Origin of the sequence: Flavobacterium rakeshii (assembly GCF_009741375.1) — a bacterium.
In the GTDB taxonomy this organism is placed as follows: domain Bacteria; phylum Bacteroidota; class Bacteroidia; order Flavobacteriales; family Flavobacteriaceae; genus Flavobacterium; species Flavobacterium rakeshii.
Genome location: NZ_WOWP01000016.1, coordinates 95,852 through 112,381, shown reverse-complemented (window position 1 = coordinate 112,381; position 16,530 = coordinate 95,852). Strand labels below are relative to the sequence as shown.

At 37.2% G+C, this 16,530-nt stretch carries 16 protein-coding genes; 10 read left to right on the top strand and 6 right to left on the bottom strand.

Features of this window, described 5'->3' with window-relative positions; translation table 11 throughout:
* Positions 1-36: 36 nt before the first annotated feature.
* Complete coding sequence (gene mtaB / locus GN157_RS05935; protein WP_157482180.1) at positions 37-1,392, bottom strand: tRNA (N(6)-L-threonylcarbamoyladenosine(37)-C(2))-methylthiotransferase MtaB; 1,356 nt, start codon at positions 1,390-1,392, stop codon at positions 37-39.
* An 87-nt stretch (positions 1,393-1,479) separates the two neighbouring features.
* Between mtaB and GN157_RS05930 the strand changes: the two genes are divergently transcribed.
* Positions 1,480-3,093 carry an ABC transporter substrate-binding protein gene (locus GN157_RS05930; RefSeq protein ID WP_157482179.1) on the top strand — a complete coding sequence of 538 codons (1,614 nt, stop codon included), beginning with the start codon at positions 1,480-1,482 and terminating at the stop codon, positions 3,091-3,093.
* Here GN157_RS05930 and GN157_RS05925 read toward each other — a convergent pair.
* Entirely contained in the window at positions 3,090-4,130 is a 1,041-nt protein-coding gene (locus GN157_RS05925; RefSeq protein ID WP_157482178.1) for a DUF2971 domain-containing protein, read from the bottom strand. The two genes, GN157_RS05930 and GN157_RS05925, sit on opposite strands and share 4 nt — an antisense overlap.
* Positions 4,131-4,248: 118 nt before the next feature.
* Between GN157_RS05925 and GN157_RS05920 the strand changes: the two genes are divergently transcribed.
* The 3 genes from GN157_RS05920 (at position 4,249) to GN157_RS05910 (ending at position 6,692) form a co-directional block, all read left to right on the top strand.
* On the top strand, positions 4,249-4,920 hold the full coding sequence (locus tag GN157_RS05920; RefSeq protein WP_157482177.1) for a response regulator transcription factor: 672 nt from the start codon (positions 4,249-4,251) through the stop codon (positions 4,918-4,920).
* Positions 4,921-6,186: a sensor histidine kinase gene (locus tag GN157_RS05915; RefSeq protein WP_157482176.1), complete on the top strand. Its 1,266-nt coding sequence runs from the start codon at positions 4,921-4,923 to the stop codon at positions 6,184-6,186.
* Between the two features lie 68 nt (positions 6,187-6,254).
* Positions 6,255-6,692: a PepSY-like domain-containing protein gene (locus tag GN157_RS05910; protein WP_157482175.1), complete on the top strand. Its 438-nt coding sequence runs from the start codon at positions 6,255-6,257 to the stop codon at positions 6,690-6,692.
* Between the two features lie 77 nt (positions 6,693-6,769).
* Here the strand turns inward: GN157_RS05910 and GN157_RS05905 are convergent, their stop codons facing one another.
* From GN157_RS05905 to GN157_RS05895, 3 genes are all read right to left on the bottom strand, one after another.
* Positions 6,770-7,330, bottom strand: coding sequence for a thermonuclease family protein (locus GN157_RS05905; protein WP_197429404.1), 561 nt, complete (start codon positions 7,328-7,330; stop codon positions 6,770-6,772).
* Positions 7,331-7,340: 10 nt separating this feature from the next.
* Positions 7,341-8,516: a GlmU family protein gene (locus tag GN157_RS05900; protein WP_157482173.1), complete on the bottom strand. Its 1,176-nt coding sequence runs from the start codon at positions 8,514-8,516 to the stop codon at positions 7,341-7,343.
* A 161-nt stretch (positions 8,517-8,677) separates the two neighbouring features.
* A complete protein-coding gene (locus tag GN157_RS05895) occupies positions 8,678-8,929 on the bottom strand; it encodes a type B 50S ribosomal protein L31 (protein WP_035130459.1) in 252 nt (83 codons plus the stop codon).
* Between the two features lie 244 nt (positions 8,930-9,173).
* On the opposite strand from GN157_RS05895, the gene GN157_RS05890 reads away from it, so the two are divergent.
* The 6 genes from GN157_RS05890 (at position 9,174) to GN157_RS05865 (ending at position 15,756) form a co-directional block, all read left to right on the top strand.
* The gene (locus GN157_RS05890) at positions 9,174-9,716 is read left to right on the top strand and encodes a DUF4199 domain-containing protein (RefSeq protein WP_157482172.1); all 543 of its coding nucleotides are present in this window, start codon (positions 9,174-9,176) and stop codon (positions 9,714-9,716) included.
* Positions 9,716-10,666: a glycosyltransferase family 2 protein gene (locus GN157_RS05885; protein WP_157482171.1), complete on the top strand. Its 951-nt coding sequence runs from the start codon at positions 9,716-9,718 to the stop codon at positions 10,664-10,666. Before GN157_RS05890 ends, GN157_RS05885 begins: the two co-directional genes overlap by 1 nt.
* Positions 10,667-10,713: 47 nt before the next feature.
* Positions 10,714-12,441 (top strand): phospho-sugar mutase, encoded by a 1,728-nt coding sequence (locus tag GN157_RS05880; RefSeq protein WP_157482170.1) that lies wholly within the window; start codon positions 10,714-10,716, stop codon positions 12,439-12,441.
* Positions 12,442-14,271 (top strand): ABC transporter ATP-binding protein, encoded by a 1,830-nt coding sequence (locus tag GN157_RS05875; RefSeq protein ID WP_157482169.1) that lies wholly within the window; start codon positions 12,442-12,444, stop codon positions 14,269-14,271.
* A gap of 90 nt (positions 14,272-14,361) precedes the next feature.
* A complete protein-coding gene (locus tag GN157_RS05870) occupies positions 14,362-14,985 on the top strand; it encodes an HAD family hydrolase (RefSeq protein WP_157482168.1) in 624 nt (207 codons plus the stop codon).
* A 72-nt stretch (positions 14,986-15,057) separates the two neighbouring features.
* A complete protein-coding gene (locus GN157_RS05865; protein ID WP_157482167.1) occupies positions 15,058-15,756 on the top strand; it encodes a DUF2971 domain-containing protein in 699 nt (232 codons plus the stop codon).
* Here GN157_RS05865 and GN157_RS05860 read toward each other — a convergent pair.
* Positions 15,753-16,481: a hypothetical protein gene (locus tag GN157_RS05860; protein ID WP_157482166.1), complete on the bottom strand. Its 729-nt coding sequence runs from the start codon at positions 16,479-16,481 to the stop codon at positions 15,753-15,755. The genes GN157_RS05865 and GN157_RS05860 overlap by 4 nt on opposite strands.
* Positions 16,482-16,530 lie beyond the last annotated feature (49 nt).

Here is a 16,530-nt window from a genome sequence, read left to right as displayed (position 1 = left end):
GTAAGCAGGGCTTTTTATTTATATAGATATTGAATTTTATAATTCTCCTGAAATGGAAATACTTTCCACAGGCTGGTTTACAAACTCCATTCTTACAATTCCGTCCTCATCAATTTTGGTAAGGTTTATTTCGTGTAGTGTATTAACCAGTTCTGGATTCCAAGGTGTTTTAACCTTTACATAGTTCTCGGTAAATCCGTGAATATACCCTTCCTTGTTCTCCCCTTCAAAAAGCACGGTTCTGGTGGTACCAATCTGGCTTTCATAAAACGCACGACGCTTTTTAACCGAAAGCCCCCTTAGCATTTTGCTTCGTTTACTTCTCACATTCATTGGCACTACCCCATCCATTTCGGCTGCAGGAGTATTATCCCTTTCAGAATACGTGAATACGTGCAGATATGAAATATCCAGCTCGTTAAGAAAGTTATAGGTTTCAAGGAAATGTTCATCGGTCTCACCGGGGAAACCTACAATAACATCTACCCCAATACAGGCATGAGGCATTACTTCCCTAATTTTAGCAACACGCTCTGTATACACATGGCGCAGGTAACGCCTTCTCATCAGTTTAAGAATATCATCACTACCCGACTGTAAAGGTATATGGAAGTGCGGCACAAACGTACGGCTTTGTGATACAAACTCAATCGTTTCGTTTTTAAGCAGGTTAGGCTCAATAGACGAAATTCGTAAACGTTCAATTCCCTCTACATTATCTAAAGCCTTTACTAGTTCGTAAAAAGTATGTTCGTGTTTTTTATTACCAAATTCCCCTTTACCATAGTCACCTATATTTACACCGGTAAGTACGATTTCCTTAATATTCTGTTGGGATATTTCTTTAGCATTTTTAAGTACGTTTTCAAGAGTGTCACTACGTGAAATCCCCCTTGCTAACGGAATGGTACAGTAAGTACACTTATAATCACAACCATCCTGTACCTTTAAAAAAGCACGGGTACGATCGCCTATAGAATAACTACCCACATAAAAATCGGCTTCTGATATTTCGCAGGAGTGTACCTCACCCATATCATTTTTAGAAAGGTCGTTTATATAGTCGGTAATTTTAAACTTCTCTGTTGCTCCAAGTACAAGGTCAACTCCGTCTACCGAAGCAAGCTCTTCAGGTTTAAGTTGTGCATAACAGCCTACAGCTGCCACAAAAGCCTTCTCATTCTTCTTTATCGCCTTCTTTACTATCTGTTTGAACTGCTTATCGGCATTTTCGGTAACCGAGCAGGTATTGATAACATATATATCTGCCACATCCTCAAACTCAACACGATCAAATCCTTCATCCTGAAAGTTACGGGCAATAGTAGATGTTTCTGAAAAATTCAGCTTACATCCTAAAGTATAAAAAGCGACTTTTTTCCTGTTTTCCATTGTATAAGCTCCTTGTAAAGCAGTAACTTTAATTATATTTACCTCTACAAAAAAGAGGTTGCAAATTTACATACAAAAATCGACTTGATGAAATCAATAATAACCTATATATCAATTTGTTGCTTATTTCTCCTTTTTACATCCTGCTCCGGCGACAAAAGCCAAAACCGTGACCATCTTGTTTTTAGGTATAACGAAAATGCTGCCGTAAACTCGCTCGATCCGGCTTTTTCACGCATAAGGCCATCCATTTGGGTTTGTAACCAGATGTTTACCGGACTGGTACAGCTTGACGACAGCCTGAACATTAAACCGGACATTGCTAAAAAATGGGAAATATCACCAGACGGAAAGAACTATACCTTTACCCTGCGAAATGATGTATACTTTCATAAAAGTGGTTTGTTTGGCAGTGACAGTACCCGTACTGTAACAGCAGCCGACTTTACCTACAGCCTTAACCGATTGTTAGACGAAAATGTAGCCGCACCAGGCAGATGGATACTGCAAAATGTAGAAACATTCCATGCCGTAAACGATTCGGTTTTCCAGATACAACTCAACAAAACCTTCCCTGCCTTTTTAGGATTACTAACCATGAAATACGCATCGGTAGTACCTCATGAAGCTTTTGAAAAACAAGGCTATGATTTCAGGGCAAACCCTATAGGCACAGGACCTTTTCAGTTTAAAATATGGGAAGAGAATGTAAAACTGGTACTCCGCAAAAACCCGTTATACTATGAAAAGGACGAACAGGGTAACTCCCTACCCTATCTTGAAGCAGTAGCCATTACCTTTTTACCCGATAAACAAAGTGGCTTCCTGCAATTTGCACAGGGAAAACTGGATTTTGTATCGGGGCTTGACCCATCCTATAAAGATGAGATACTTACACCAAAGGGGCAACTACAACCAAAATATACCGACAGGGTAAACATGATTACCGGCCCTTACCTTAATACCGAGTACATGGGCTTCAGGTTGGACGGACCCGATGATGCTGTAAAAGATAAAAGAATAAGACAGGCGCTTAATTATGGTTTTGACCGTGCCAAAATGATAATGTATCTTAGAAATGGTATGGGCACCCCTGCCGTAAACGGAATGATACCAACCGGGCTGGGCGGTTACGGTTGTGAAGGGTATGATTATGACCCTGTAAAAGCTAAAGAGCTCGTAGCTTCCTACAAAGCTGATACGGGCGATAACAATCCTAAAATACAAATTAGCACCAGCGCCTCATACCTTGATATAACCGAATACCTGCAACGTGAATGGCAAAAAATTGGACTAAATGTGGAAGTAGATGTGAATCCGCCATCAACCTTAACACAGGCTATTTCCACCGGAAAGACATCGTTTTTTAAAGCCAGTTGGATTGCCGATTATCCGGATGCCGAAAACTACCTTTCCCTGTTTTATAGTAAAAACTTCTCTCCGGGCGGACCAAACTATACCCATTTTAAAAATGAGGAATTCGACAGACTGTATGAGCAAACATTCCTGATTACCGATGATAAGGAACGTCAGGAAATTTATAAACAACTGGATGCAATTGTTATGGAAGAAGCTCCTGTAATAGCGTTGTTTTATGACAAGGCGTCCCGTTTTACAGGAAAAGATGTAAGCGGACTTGGCATTAACCCGTTAAACCTGCTTACGCTAAAAACAACCAAAAAGGCTAAAAAAAATAATTAAATATGAAAACCTTCATTATGTCTTATCACTCTAAATGTATTTAAATCAAGTTTTTCAAAACTTATTTTTTCAACTGATCTTAATAATTTATTACTTTTCTCTATTTCACCACACATATATAGTCTGTCATTAAAATTCTCGTATATATAATTTACAAAAGATAACATGGGAACATCTTTAACATTTTCCTTTATTTCTAAAATAAGCCCATCACTGATTTTACTACAGCTTAAAGGTGAAAAAACATCTTTACCGAGAGTTATAGAAGAAATTGCTTCTTTTGAGTAAAATATTTTTCTATTTTCTTTATTAGGTAAATCAGGAGTATCAATATAAATTTTAGACATTGGGACCCCCATGTTTCGCTTATAAATTGACAATCTCCATTCCTGTTCATATTCCCATTCTATTCTCTTAACGTTAGATATATAAAGAAAAGGAACATCAGGAGTATTAAAATCATACCCAAAAACATCTATCATATCCAATTCTTTGACATATTGAATTGGACGTAAACAATAATTATTTAAATCAGCATTCTCTAGAAAAATGTTCTGAATTAGCTTCTCTCTATCTAATTGAACTAGAAAACCATTTTCAGACGAATAATGTGACCACATCAAAATATTAATAGGACTTGATGCTAAAGAGATTAAACCTGTAGTATTTGTTGCAAAAAACCAAAAATCACCTTTAATAGAACTATACCCTTGATTTTTATCTTTTTCATAATGTTCTTCTAAGTCAAAATTTGGATCACGAGTAAAACCATAATGCTCATAAAATTTATAATAAATCTCCTTTGTTATATTTGAAAAATCCCAAAGTAATGAAGAACAATCAATAGAATCATTAAACTCCCAAGGATGGCTTGCATATAAGTAACTATTCATTAAAGCATCAACACTATATGTATTTAAATAATAGTATTTATTAAAGATCTCTGGTCTAGCTATTTTAGACTCTACTACATGTTTTCCGTTTTCTAACTTATAAGTAAAGTCTTTATATACAAATTTTTGATTTCTTGTAGACATAGGTAAGGTGCTAAAGTTATATATAGCAATATAAATAAAAATTCCCAATTCTTTCCAAATTTGGAATTATGTTGGGATTCCAAATGCGTATATTTGATATACCTAATTGAATGACAGAATGAAGATTCTAATAATAGAAGACGAAGCCAATCTTAGGGACACCATAACCCAATCGCTCGAAAAAGAAAAATATATTGTAGAAACTGCCTATGACTATATTTCCGGAATGGAAAAAATAGGCGGATACGATTACGACTGCATACTGGTAGATATAATGCTCCCTAACGGAAGTGGCCTTAGCCTGGTTAAAGAACTAAAAGATATGAAACGCCGTGATGCCGTGATAATCATTTCGGCAAAAGATGCTGTTGATGATAAAGTTAAAGGCCTTGACCTTGGTGCCGACGATTATCTTGCAAAACCTTTCCACCTTGCCGAACTGCATGCCAGAATCAAATCGGCAGTGAGGCGAAAAAGTCATAACGGCAATAATGCCATTGAGTGGAGCAATATTAAAATAGAGCCCGAACACCGCGAGGTATTTATAAACGGTAATTCCATTACACTTAACCGAAAGGAATATGACGTGCTTTACTATTTTATGATAAACCCTAACCGACTTATCAATAAAACAGCATTAGCCGAATCGGTTTGGGGCGATTATACCGATCAGGCCGATAATCTTGACTTTGTGTATTCCCAAATAAAAAACCTCCGCAAAAAACTAAAGGACAACAATGCCGAAGCCGATATACAGTCGGTTTACGGGATAGGTTATAAAATGACATAAATGAAGCTCCGTTATTATACATTACGCTACCTTATTATCGCCCTACTGGCTGTTATAGCACTATGGGCCAGCCTCTACTATGTGGTTATACTGGACGAAGTGTATGACAATATTGATGACGGACTCAAAAACTCAAAAATCCTTATAGTAAGAGAATCATACGCTAACGATGACATACTAAATATAAGGGAATATGGTATTAATCAGTTTAAGGTAGAACCGTTGCCTAAAGGTCCGCTTTATGATTTTTCAGATAAGTTCTCCTCTGATTTTGAGTATATGGAGTATGACGATGACGAAGAGCCTGTCCGCCTTTTAAAAACCGTTTTTAACGACAGGCACGGCAATCCGTACAAGTTAACCATACGTGCCTCAATGGTAGAGGAAGACGAACTGCTTGAGGATTTAATGACAGCATTGATTGCGCTATACATTATGCTGGTAGTAAGTATCGCATTACTTAATCATTTTATCCTGAGAAAAGTATGGAAGTCCTTCTATGTAATGCTTGACAGGCTTAAAGGTTTCAAACTGGGATCGGGCGTTAAATTTGAAGCACCTACCTCCCCTGTTTCCGAATTTAAAGTACTGGGGCAGGAACTGGAAAAGGTACTACAACAAAACGAAACAGTATACAGTAGTCAGAAACAGTTTATAGAAAACGCCTCTCACGAACTGCAAACTCCGCTTGCCATAAGCCTAAACAAGCTCGAACTATTAGTAGAAAACAATAACCTGAATGAAGAACAGCTTATTGAAATCTCTAAAATAAACGATACCTTAAACCGACTGGTACGCCTTAACAAATCGTTACTCATGCTCTCTAAAATTGAGAACAGGCAGTTTGAGGAAGAAGAAAACATTGACTTTAACGCTTTGATAAATGAGCTTACCGAAGAGTTTAAAGACTTTGCCGATTATAAGGAAGTAACAGTGAATGCCATCAATGTTGCCCAACTTAACTTTACCATGAATAAGGGACTGGCAGTAACACTGGTAAACAACTTGCTTAAAAACGCCATTACACACACCAAAGCAAGTGGCAGTTTGGAAATCATTGTAGATAAAAACAGGCTAACCTTCCTAAATACAGGAGAAACATCACTTGATAAAAATAAAATTTTTGACCGTTTCTTCCGTAGTACATTAAATGAACAATCTACCGGGCTGGGACTTGCCATTGTGCAGTCTATCGCATCAAACTACAACCTTAAGGTGGAGTATGAATACAACCAAAAACATATTTTCAGGATTATTTTCCCTTAAAAGTTTAGTTTCCCAATTGTTTCCAGATTCGGGTTATAAACTTGTACTATAAAATAAAACATATAGTTATGGAAACACTTTTGAGACTTTCGACATTATTAATTATTCTTTTCACTGTTACTGCTTTTGGACAGGAACGAAAAATAACCCTTAACGACCTGCCACCTGCAGCAAAAACCTTTATTTCCCAAAATTTCCCTAATCAGGCTCCGTCTTATGTAATAGAAGATAAAGATATAAGGGAAACCGAATATGAAGTGGTAATGACAGGCGGTGTAGAAATGGAATTTGACGCAAAGGGCAACTGCAAGGAAATTGACGGAAATGGCTTTGCATTACCCGACACCGTTTTACCAAAAGTAATTATGGAATATATTCGCAAAAACTACAAAGGACAGGGAGTTGAAAAAGCTGAGAAAAAACGCTGGGGTTACGAAGTAGAACTTTTAAACGACTTGGAACTGGAGTTTGACAACAACGGTAAATTTTTAAGACTGGACGACTAAAAACAAATCGGGCTTGAGTACCTCGATTATTCTTGATACTTCTTTTTACAAAAAAGGCTGCCAACGGGCAGCCTTTTTTATTTCCTGTTATGGAGTTTTCTCCACTCCCACGGATCAACAGGATCCTTTTGAATCCACAACCCTTTATATTCTATACGAGCCTGATTTTCCAGCTCCTTAATTTCCTCGTTATCCGAATACTTGTATCGCCAGGCTAAGCCTTCCTTTACTAAAAGGGCATTTACATTAATGGTATCATCAACATATACATAGCCTAATATACGACCATACTGATCCTTACCTCCTATTGGATTAACAGTAACCATTTTGCCATAACACAAGTCGTTAGCAAAATCTTTTGCATCACTGCCAAAAATCTGTTTGGTCTCTGGGCAGTCAATATCCAGCAGGCGAACCTTTACTTTTTTACCGTTATACAATACCTTAAAAGTATCACCATCGCTTACACCAACAACCTTACCTGTAAATTGAGATAACGGCGCTTCCTTTTCTGTTTTAGGTTTTGACTCTAAATCAGGTAAACTACCGTTTTTTACAAATACAAAATAAAAAAAGAAAGCCAGCAGTAACAGCAGGCTTCCTATACTATATTTTGATTTTTTATTACGTTTATTCAAATCAGTACAATTATTCTTTTCTCCACTTTTTGGTCTCCTCAAAAACATGCTCCAATATTGCAGCATCTTCCGGAGTAAACTCCACATGGCGTCTTGACATTACTATACGGGCCGTTTCAAAAGCCTTTTTAGTGATGTAAGTAGTAAAACCTGATGCACCGCCCCATGAGAAACTCGGCACAAAATTACGAGGGAATCCACTACCGAAAATATTAGCACTCACCCCTACTACCGTACCGGTATTAAACATAGTATTGATTCCGCATTTGCTGTGGTCACCCATCATAAGTCCGCAAAACTGAAGCCCGGTTTTTACAAAACCTTCCTTTTCATAGCTCCACAGTTTTACTTCCTCATAATTATTTTTAAGGTTGGAGTTATTAGTATCTGCACCAATGTTACACCATTCTCCAAGAACCGAGTTCCCTAAGAAACCATCATGCCCTTTGTTAGAGTAACCAAACAGTACCGAATTACTTACCTCACCACCAATTCTGGAATGAGGTCCAACCGTTGTAGCACCATATACTTTAGTAGCCAGTTTTACCTGTGCTCCTTCGCAAAGCGCAAACGGCCCACGGATTACAGAGTTCTCCATAATCTCAGTATCCTTACCTATGTATATAGGACCTGTTGAGGCATTAAGGGTTACAAATTCCAGTTTGGCACCTTCCTCAATAAATATATTTTCAGCAGCAATAACATTAACGCTCGATGGTATAGGCTGAGAAACCCTATCGGCAGTAAGAAGCTCAAAATCTTCCCTTATGGCTGCATCATTATTTTTAAATATATCCCACGGATTTTCAACACGCAGGCAATCTTCGGTATACTCAATAGCCTCATAGCTGTCAAAGTCTACTTCTTCCTGAGTATCTTTAGTATAAAAGGCAATTATCTCATCACCATAAAATATTGCCTGGTTTTCCTCAAGGCTCTGTACCATTTCGGCAAGCACCTCATTTGGCAGGAATGACGCATTAATCATTATATTCTCCTCCATCTCTACCATAGGATATTTATCCATAAGGTATTCTTCGGTAAGCGTAGTTGTGGTATAGCCCAGATATTTTTCCCATTTTTCACGTATGGTAAGTATCCCCACACGGATATCGGCCACCGGCCTGGTAAAGGTAAAAGGTAACAGGGCGTTGCGCACCGTTCCGTCAAATAATATATAATTCATTACTGTGGTGTTTAGCATTAAAAAGCAACAGCACGAATTTACATTAAATCTTTTCAATAAAAAAGTTTCTTAACGGGCAGGCTATAGTAATTGTAATACCTACAAATAAAAAAGCCTCCCGTAAACGGAAGGCTTTTTTGTATGATAGATAAATCCAAAAATTATTTTTTGAATTTAGCGTATTTAGTTTTGAATTTATCAATACGTCCTGCAGTATCGATAAGTTTAGATTTACCAGTGTAGAAAGGGTGTGAAGTTCTAGAGATCTCCATTTTCACTACCGGATATTCAACTCCGTCCACTTCAATTGTTTCTTTTGTATCTGCTGTAGATTTAGTGATAAAAATATCGTCGTTAGACATATCTTTGAATGCTACTAATCTGTAATTCTCTGGGTGAATACCTTTTTTCATCTTTGTAAATTTTGTATTGTTCTGGCTGCAAAACTATTTCGCGGCTTCCCTTCTTTCAGGAAAGGTGTAAACGCCTCACAGCTTTTTAGTTTTTAATTCTTTTCAATTCAGAGCGCAAAATTACAATTATTTTTTAAAAAACAAATTATTACAATTATTTTTTTTGACTGTAACACTTTTTGTTTTTCGCTACTCATTATACAGTAATTAGTATATTTGTAGATTAAATAAACCAAATCAAAAAATGGAACAAAAAACCTCTCTTGCAAAATCGACACTACCATACGGAATAATATTTGGAATAATTATGATTCTTGAATATGTTGTTTCATACACTATGGGCCTAACAGCACAAAACAGCCCAAGTATGGGAACCATTATGTTTTTTGCAAACAATATCATAATGCCTTTTATCTTCATTTTATTAGCCTGTAATAATTTCAAAAAAAACCTGAACGAAGGATACATTTCTTTTGGTCAGTGTATTAAAGGTGGGGTAGCAGTATGTGTTGTTGCCGGTCTTTTATTTGCAGTTTTCAACTCTGTATTTTATTTAATAATCCCTGAAGCCAAAGATGAAATGCTTGAGCAAACAAAAATAGCTTTGGCGCAAAACCCAAATATGACTGCTGAATTAATGAAACAGAGTATTGAAATGACTAAATTATTTATGAAACCATACGTATCTATACCTTTCAGTATTTTAATGTTTTCTTTCGTTGGCTTAATAATTTCTTTGATTGTTGGCGCATTTGTTAAAAAAGATAACCCGGGAGCAATAAATTAATGAATATATCCATAGTTATACCACTCCTTAATGAAGAGGAGTCCTTACAGGAATTACACCAGTGGATTGTTAACGTAATGACGGCTAACAGTTACAGCTATGAAGTCATTTTTATTGACGATGGCAGTACCGATGGTTCCTGGAACAGCATACAACAACTGGCACAACAAAACCCTAACATAAAAGGTATACGTTTTTTGCGTAATTACGGTAAGTCTCAGGCACTGCATGCCGGGTTTGCTAAAGCGCAGGGAGACGTAATTATTACTATGGATGCCGATTTACAGGATAGCCCTGACGAAATACCGGAACTGTATAATATGATTACAGATCAGAATTATGATTTGGTTTCGGGGTGGAAAAAAAAGCGTTACGATTCGGTAATCGCAAAAAACCTGCCTTCCAAACTGTTTAACTGGGCTGCCAGAAAAACATCGGGGGTACAACTTAACGATTTCAACTGCGGACTAAAAGCTTACAAAAACGTAGTTGTAAAAAATGTAGAGGTATCAGGCGAAATGCACCGCTATATACCGGTACTGGCAAAAAATGCAGGGTTTGGTAACATAGGCGAAAAAGTAGTAATACACCAAGCCAGAAAATACGGAACATCAAAATTCGGGATCAGCCGCTTTATAAACGGTTTCCTTGATTTGATTACCATTTGGTTCCTTTCCCGTTTCGGTAAAAGACCAATGCACCTTTTTGGCGCCATGGGAGTACTTATGTTTATTATAGGTTTCCTTTCTGCCTTATATATAGGTGTAATTAAACTTTATAAACTATACAATAACGAACCAACTATACTGGTAACCAGCAATCCGTGGTTTTACATAGCATTAGCCACTATGGTTATAGGTACTCAGCTTTTCCTTGCCGGATTTTTAGGTGAAATAATACTGAGAACAAAAAACAACGAAGAACGCTACAAAATAAGCGAAGTATTATAAAAAAGACATATTACACAAATATGTCTTTTTCCAAATAATATAAAATTATGGACATCAAAAAAGAGATACTGGATAAGGTAAATGTTTGGCTATCGCCACTTTTTGACAACCAAACACAGGAAGCTGTAAAAGAAATGATGACATCGTCACCAAAGGAACTGGAAGACAGCTTTTACAAAAACCTTGAGTTTGGAACCGGAGGGATGCGCGGTATAATGGGACCGGGAACTAACCGCATCAATAAATATACACTGGGCAAAGCAACACAGGGACTAAGCAATTACCTAAAAAAGGTTTTTACAGGTAAAGAGATTAAAGTAGCTATTGCTTACGACTGCCGTAACAACAGTAACACACTTGCCAAAGTGGTTGCCGATGTTTTTTCGGCTAACGGTATTAAGGTATTTTTATTTACCGACCTGAGACCAACCCCTGAACTTTCTTTTGCCGTAAGACACCTTAGCTGCCATGCAGGTATTGTACTTACAGCATCACACAACCCACCGGAATATAACGGATACAAAGTATACTGGCAGGATGGCGGACAGCTTGTACCACCACAGGACGGTGAAATTATCAGCGTGATTGAAGCTTTAGAGTACAACCAGATAAACTTTAACGCTAACGAAAACCTGATTGAATATATTGACAACGATGTAGACAAGGCTTTCCTTGGTGCTTCATTAGGAGCTGCTACATTCAATACACCGCAGGAAGCAAAAGATGCGCTTAAAGTGGTTTTCACTCCGCTTCACGGCACATCGGTTAAGCTTATCCCTGATTTACTTGAAGATGCCGGATACAGCAACGTACACATTGTAAACGAACAGGCTGTACCGGATGGAAATTTCCCAACGGTAAAATCACCAAACCCGGAAGAGCCTGAAGCCCTTGCAATGGCTATTGAACTGGCTAACCAAACTAATGCCGATATTGTTGTGGGTACTGATCCAGACAGTGATCGTCTTGGTGTGGCTGTAAGAAATAGCGAAGGTGTTATGACACTGCTTAACGGTAACCAAACCATGATGCTGATGACAAACTTCCTTTTGGAAGAATGGAAAAAGCAGGGCAAACTTACCGGAAACCAGTTTATAGGTTCGACCATAGTATCTACGCCTATGCTTATGGAACTGGCTACTGATTATGGCGTACAGTGTAAAGTGGGTCTAACCGGCTTTAAATGGATTGCCAAAATGATTGTTGACTTCCCTGAACTACAGTTTGTAGGTGGCGGTGAAGAAAGTTTCGGTTATATGGTAGGCGACTTTGTACGCGATAAAGACGCCGTTACCTCTACCCTTTTATTATGTGAAATAGCAGCACAGGCAAAAGCCAATGCGAGTTCGCTGTATCAGGAATTACTAAAACTATACACCAAATACGGTTTCTATAAAGAGTACCTTATATCACTTACCAAAAAAGGTATGGATGGTGCTCAGGAAATAAAACAGATGATGATTGACCTGCGTGAGAGTCCGTTAAAAGAAATAAATGGCGAGCGTGTGGTTATGGTTGAAGATTATCAGGCATCTACAGCAAAAAACCTGTTTACAGGTGAAGAAGAAGCACTAACTTTGCCAAAATCTAACGTGTTGATATATTACCTTGAAGACGGCACAAAAATTTGTGCAAGACCAAGCGGAACCGAACCTAAAATTAAATTTTACTTCAGTGTAAACGATACGCTTGACAAGGTAGAAAATGCACGTGAGGTGGAAACAATTCTTGATCATAAAATCAGGAATATTATTGAAGAGATGAATTTGATATAAATGGATTACTTTAAAAAAATATTTCGCTTCGCGAAACCCTACAAAAGGTATGCTTACCTAAATATATTTTTCAATATATTATATGCTTTATTTAGCGCCCTTTCTTTCGTAGCATTTATACCTATGATTACCGTACTCTTTGACGAAGAGAAACAAGCGGTAGTTAAGCAACCTACATATGAAGGGATAACTAAATTAATCAGTTATCTTGAGGACTATATGGCATTTTACATAAAAAATGCTTCTGATGAATACGGACCACAGTACACATTATCTGTAATGATTGCGCTTATTATCGTACTGTTCCTGCTTAAAAACTTCTGTAACTACTGGGCTATGTACTTCATTACCTTTTTAAGAAATGGCGTACTTAAAGACCTGCGTAATGAAATCTATCACAAAACTGTCGCACTTCCTATTTCATTTTTCTCAGAGAAAAGAAAAGGAGATATTATGTCAAGAATCTCTTCAGACGTATTGGAAATCCAACACTCCTTCCTTTCCATACTGGAACTGATAGTACGCGAACCGTTAACCATACTTTTCACAATTATCACAATGTTTGCGATAAGCGTAAACCTTACACTATTTGTATTTGTTTTCATACCAATTTCAGGATGGTTAATTTCTATCCTTGGTAAATCATTAAAAAAACAATCAGATAAAGCACAAATAGAGCAGGGATATTTCATATCAATACTTGAAGAAACACTGGGTGGATTAAAAGTAATTAAAGGCTTTAACGCCGAAAAGCATTTTGACGATAAGTTTAGTAAATCAACAACACGCTTTTTTGAGTTATCCAACAAAATTTTGAACAGACAAAGCTTAGCATCTCCTGCCAGTGAATTTTTAGGTATTGTGGTAATCGCCATAATATTATGGTACGGGGGGCATATGGTACTTGTAGAAGAAACACTTTCCGGAGCTAAATTCCTGGCATATATAGGTCTTGCATACAACATCCTTACTCCTGCAAAAGCCATATCAAGAGCTTCTTATAACGTTAAAAAAGGTAATGCAGCTGCCGAACGTGTTATTGAAATACTGGAACAGGAAAACCCTATTGTAAGTAAACAGGGAGCTATTGAAAAAAACACTTTTGAAAAAGAAATTACTATAGAGAACATCAACTTTAGGTATGAAGATGAGAATGTACTAAAGGAGTTCTCTTTAACCGTACCAAAAGGAAAAACAGTTGCCCTTGTAGGGCAGTCTGGTAGCGGTAAAAGTACTATTGCCAACCTGCTTACCCGTTTTTATGATGTACAGGAAGGTAGTGTAAAAATAGATGGTATTGATGTAAAAGATTTCAGCCTTCATTCCCTTCGCGGATTAATGGGACTTGTTACACAAGACAGCATTCTTTTTAACGACACTATACGTAATAATATAATGTTAGGAAAACCTGATGCTACAGAAGAAGAAGTAATTGCTGCCCTTAAAATAGCCAATGCCTACGAGTTTGTAAAAGATTTACCAAAAGGTATAGACACCAACATAGGTGACAGTGGTAATAAACTTTCCGGCGGACAAAAGCAGCGTTTAAGTATTGCCCGTGCTGTACTTAAAAACCCTCCTATCATGATTCTGGATGAGGCTACTTCTGCTCTGGATACCGAAAGCGAAAGACTGGTACAGCAAGCTCTCGAAAACATGATGAAAAACCGCACATCAGTAGTTATTGCCCACAGACTTTCAACTATCCAAAAGGCAGACAACATTGTGGTTATGAAAAAAGGTCGCATTGTTGAACAGGGTACTCATGACGAACTTATGGATAAAGACGGTACTTACAAAAAACTGGTAGCAATGCAGTCGTTTGAGTAACACTAAAACGATATATGATAATAATACGTTAAGAAGAGCTGCAGGATTGCAGCTCTTCTTATTATGAGATAATTTTACATAAAAATCACCATGCCCAAAAAAGCTATAATTTACGATCTTGACAATACTTTATACCCTGTTCACGCTATAGGAGAAAAACTATTCGGTCCTCTTTTTGACCTTATTCTTGAAACAGGAAAGCACAATGAGGATATAGAAGCTATAAAAAAGGAAACCATGCGTACTCCTTTCAGGCTTGTAGCAAAAGAGTTCGGGCTAAGTGAAGAACTTACCACCCAAGCTATAAACCTACAGGAGAATTTAGGTTACGACGAACCTATAGCGCCTTTTGATGATTATCCTGAAATCAAAACCATTGATGCCGAACGCTTTTTAGTCACTACCGGTTTTCAAAAAATGCAAAGAGCCAAAATCACTCAAATGGGTGTAGAGAATGACTTTAAGGAAATCCATGTGGTTAACCCTGTACTTACAAGTAAAAAAGAGGTTTTTGCCGACATTTTAAAACGCTATAGCTATAAACCGGAAGAAGTACTTGTAGTTGGCGATGATCCAAACTCAGAAATACAGGCAGCAAAAGATCTCGGCATAGATACTGTTTTATACAACAGGTTCAACTGGCATCCGCTGGACTCGGCAACTTATGCCATATCACACTTTAAAGAACTGAAACCTATTTTCCTGAAAGGTTAAAAAACTAATAACGGTATTTTAACCGGTGTAACAGAAACATTCGTAACTTTAAGTTCAAATAACATCTCCCCTATGTATGTTTCTAACGAACAGATAACGCTACCGGAAACAGATACCATTGTATGGAAATACCTTGATCTTTCTAAGTTTCTGGATTTATTATTATGTAGACAGTTGTTTATGTCGCGATCAGATAAGTTTGAAGACCAGTATGAGGGTACGTTTAGCGAACCTACTTATGAGGAACTTAAAAAGATATCTGAAAACAATCCGGAATTTATGGATTACTACAAAAGCCACCGCAAAAATGTAGTGATAAGCAGTTGGCATATTAACGAATATGAATCGTATGCCATGTGGCAGATTTTTACCCAAAATAGTGAAGGTCTTGCTATACAATCTACCGTAAAAAGATTACAGGAAGCCCTAATCCCTGAAGGACGTTATGAACAACATATTGGCGAAGTAAAATACATCGACTACAAAAAGGAGCATATTCCTTTTGACAACAACTTTTTCCCCTTCCTCTTTAAAAGAAAGAGCTTTCAGTATGAAAAGGAGGTAAGAATAATATCAAATCTTGCAAAGCATAATCTGAATATCAATGAAGGGGTAAAAATCAATATTGACATCAATAAACTTATTGAAAAAATATACATCCACCCAAAATCAGAAAACTGGTACAAAAACCTTGTTTTCCAGTTAATGGAACAGTTAGGATTTAATTTCCAAATCGAAAAGTCTGACTTGGAAAGCGATATTCTTATTTAATTTACAGGCTCGTAAGACTCCACTACCCATTCATCTGCAATCAGATTACAAAACTGGTAGTGTACCATATCGTTTTTGTCAAAGGCTCCGTTTTTATTGATATCTTCAATAGTACGGAAGTATATCCTGTTTTGAACCTCTACAATATTCCAGTCAATAAGCTCCTGCATATCCTGTGAAAGCTTTGTAAAGTTCATTCCGCTTATATCGCTTATATATAGCGACCTGATGTCGTTTGCATCAATTTTACCATCCTGATTAGTATCACTGTCTACCAATGTATAAACCAGTAATTGTTTTTTAGTCCTTTCGGCAATGATATTAAGGTAAGTAGCGGTTTGTATCTGCACTTGTTTATCGGTAAGCGGATAAAGCGATGTAGAGTCTATATGCTGAAACTTCAGGTTTTCAAAATAGCCTGTAAGCTCAAAACGGTTATAGTTGGAAATAGCATAACTTACGTTATCATTCATCCTGCTACCATAGGTTTTATAGGCACTGTTATCGTAAATACGCATGTCTCCCACCGGATGTATAAGGTATTTTGTTCCTTCCATGTGTACAGGCAAATCGGCAACCTTAATTTGGGAAGAATCTTTCTTTTCCGGCTTTTTCACCTCTGCAGGTGCTACATATTTTACTTTTGGCTTCTCTTCTTCCTGCTTACAGCTATAAGCCGCAATAAGAGATGAAAGAGCCAATATAACAGTTACAGCTTTTTTCATTCGTCACAACATATTAGGTACCCGGTATTGAATACTCTATCAAAAATAA

Bases quoted from the DNA above. Each gene is read 5' to 3' on its own strand.
- mtaB (WP_157482180.1), bottom strand. From the start codon at position 1,392: ATGGAAAACAGGAAAAAAGTCGCTTTTTATACTTTAGGATGTAAGCTG.
- GN157_RS05930 (WP_157482179.1), top strand. From the start codon at position 1,480: ATGAAATCAATAATAACCTATATATCAATTTGTTGCTTATTTCTCCTT.
- GN157_RS05925 (WP_157482178.1), bottom strand. From the start codon at position 4,130: ATGTCTACAAGAAATCAAAAATTTGTATATAAAGACTTTACTTATAAG.
- GN157_RS05920 (WP_157482177.1), top strand. From the start codon at position 4,249: ATGAAGATTCTAATAATAGAAGACGAAGCCAATCTTAGGGACACCATA.
- GN157_RS05915 (WP_157482176.1), top strand. From the start codon at position 4,921: ATGAAGCTCCGTTATTATACATTACGCTACCTTATTATCGCCCTACTG.
- GN157_RS05910 (WP_157482175.1), top strand. From the start codon at position 6,255: ATGGAAACACTTTTGAGACTTTCGACATTATTAATTATTCTTTTCACT.
- GN157_RS05900 (WP_157482173.1), bottom strand. From the start codon at position 8,516: ATGAATTATATATTATTTGACGGAACGGTGCGCAACGCCCTGTTACCT.
- GN157_RS05895 (WP_035130459.1), bottom strand. From the start codon at position 8,929: ATGAAAAAAGGTATTCACCCAGAGAATTACAGATTAGTAGCATTCAAA.
- GN157_RS05890 (WP_157482172.1), top strand. From the start codon at position 9,174: ATGGAACAAAAAACCTCTCTTGCAAAATCGACACTACCATACGGAATA.
- GN157_RS05885 (WP_157482171.1), top strand. From the start codon at position 9,716: ATGAATATATCCATAGTTATACCACTCCTTAATGAAGAGGAGTCCTTA.
- GN157_RS05880 (WP_157482170.1), top strand. From the start codon at position 10,714: ATGGACATCAAAAAAGAGATACTGGATAAGGTAAATGTTTGGCTATCG.
- GN157_RS05875 (WP_157482169.1), top strand. From the start codon at position 12,442: ATGGATTACTTTAAAAAAATATTTCGCTTCGCGAAACCCTACAAAAGG.
- GN157_RS05870 (WP_157482168.1), top strand. From the start codon at position 14,362: ATGCCCAAAAAAGCTATAATTTACGATCTTGACAATACTTTATACCCT.
- GN157_RS05865 (WP_157482167.1), top strand. From the start codon at position 15,058: ATGTATGTTTCTAACGAACAGATAACGCTACCGGAAACAGATACCATT.
- GN157_RS05860 (WP_157482166.1), bottom strand. From the start codon at position 16,481: ATGAAAAAAGCTGTAACTGTTATATTGGCTCTTTCATCTCTTATTGCG.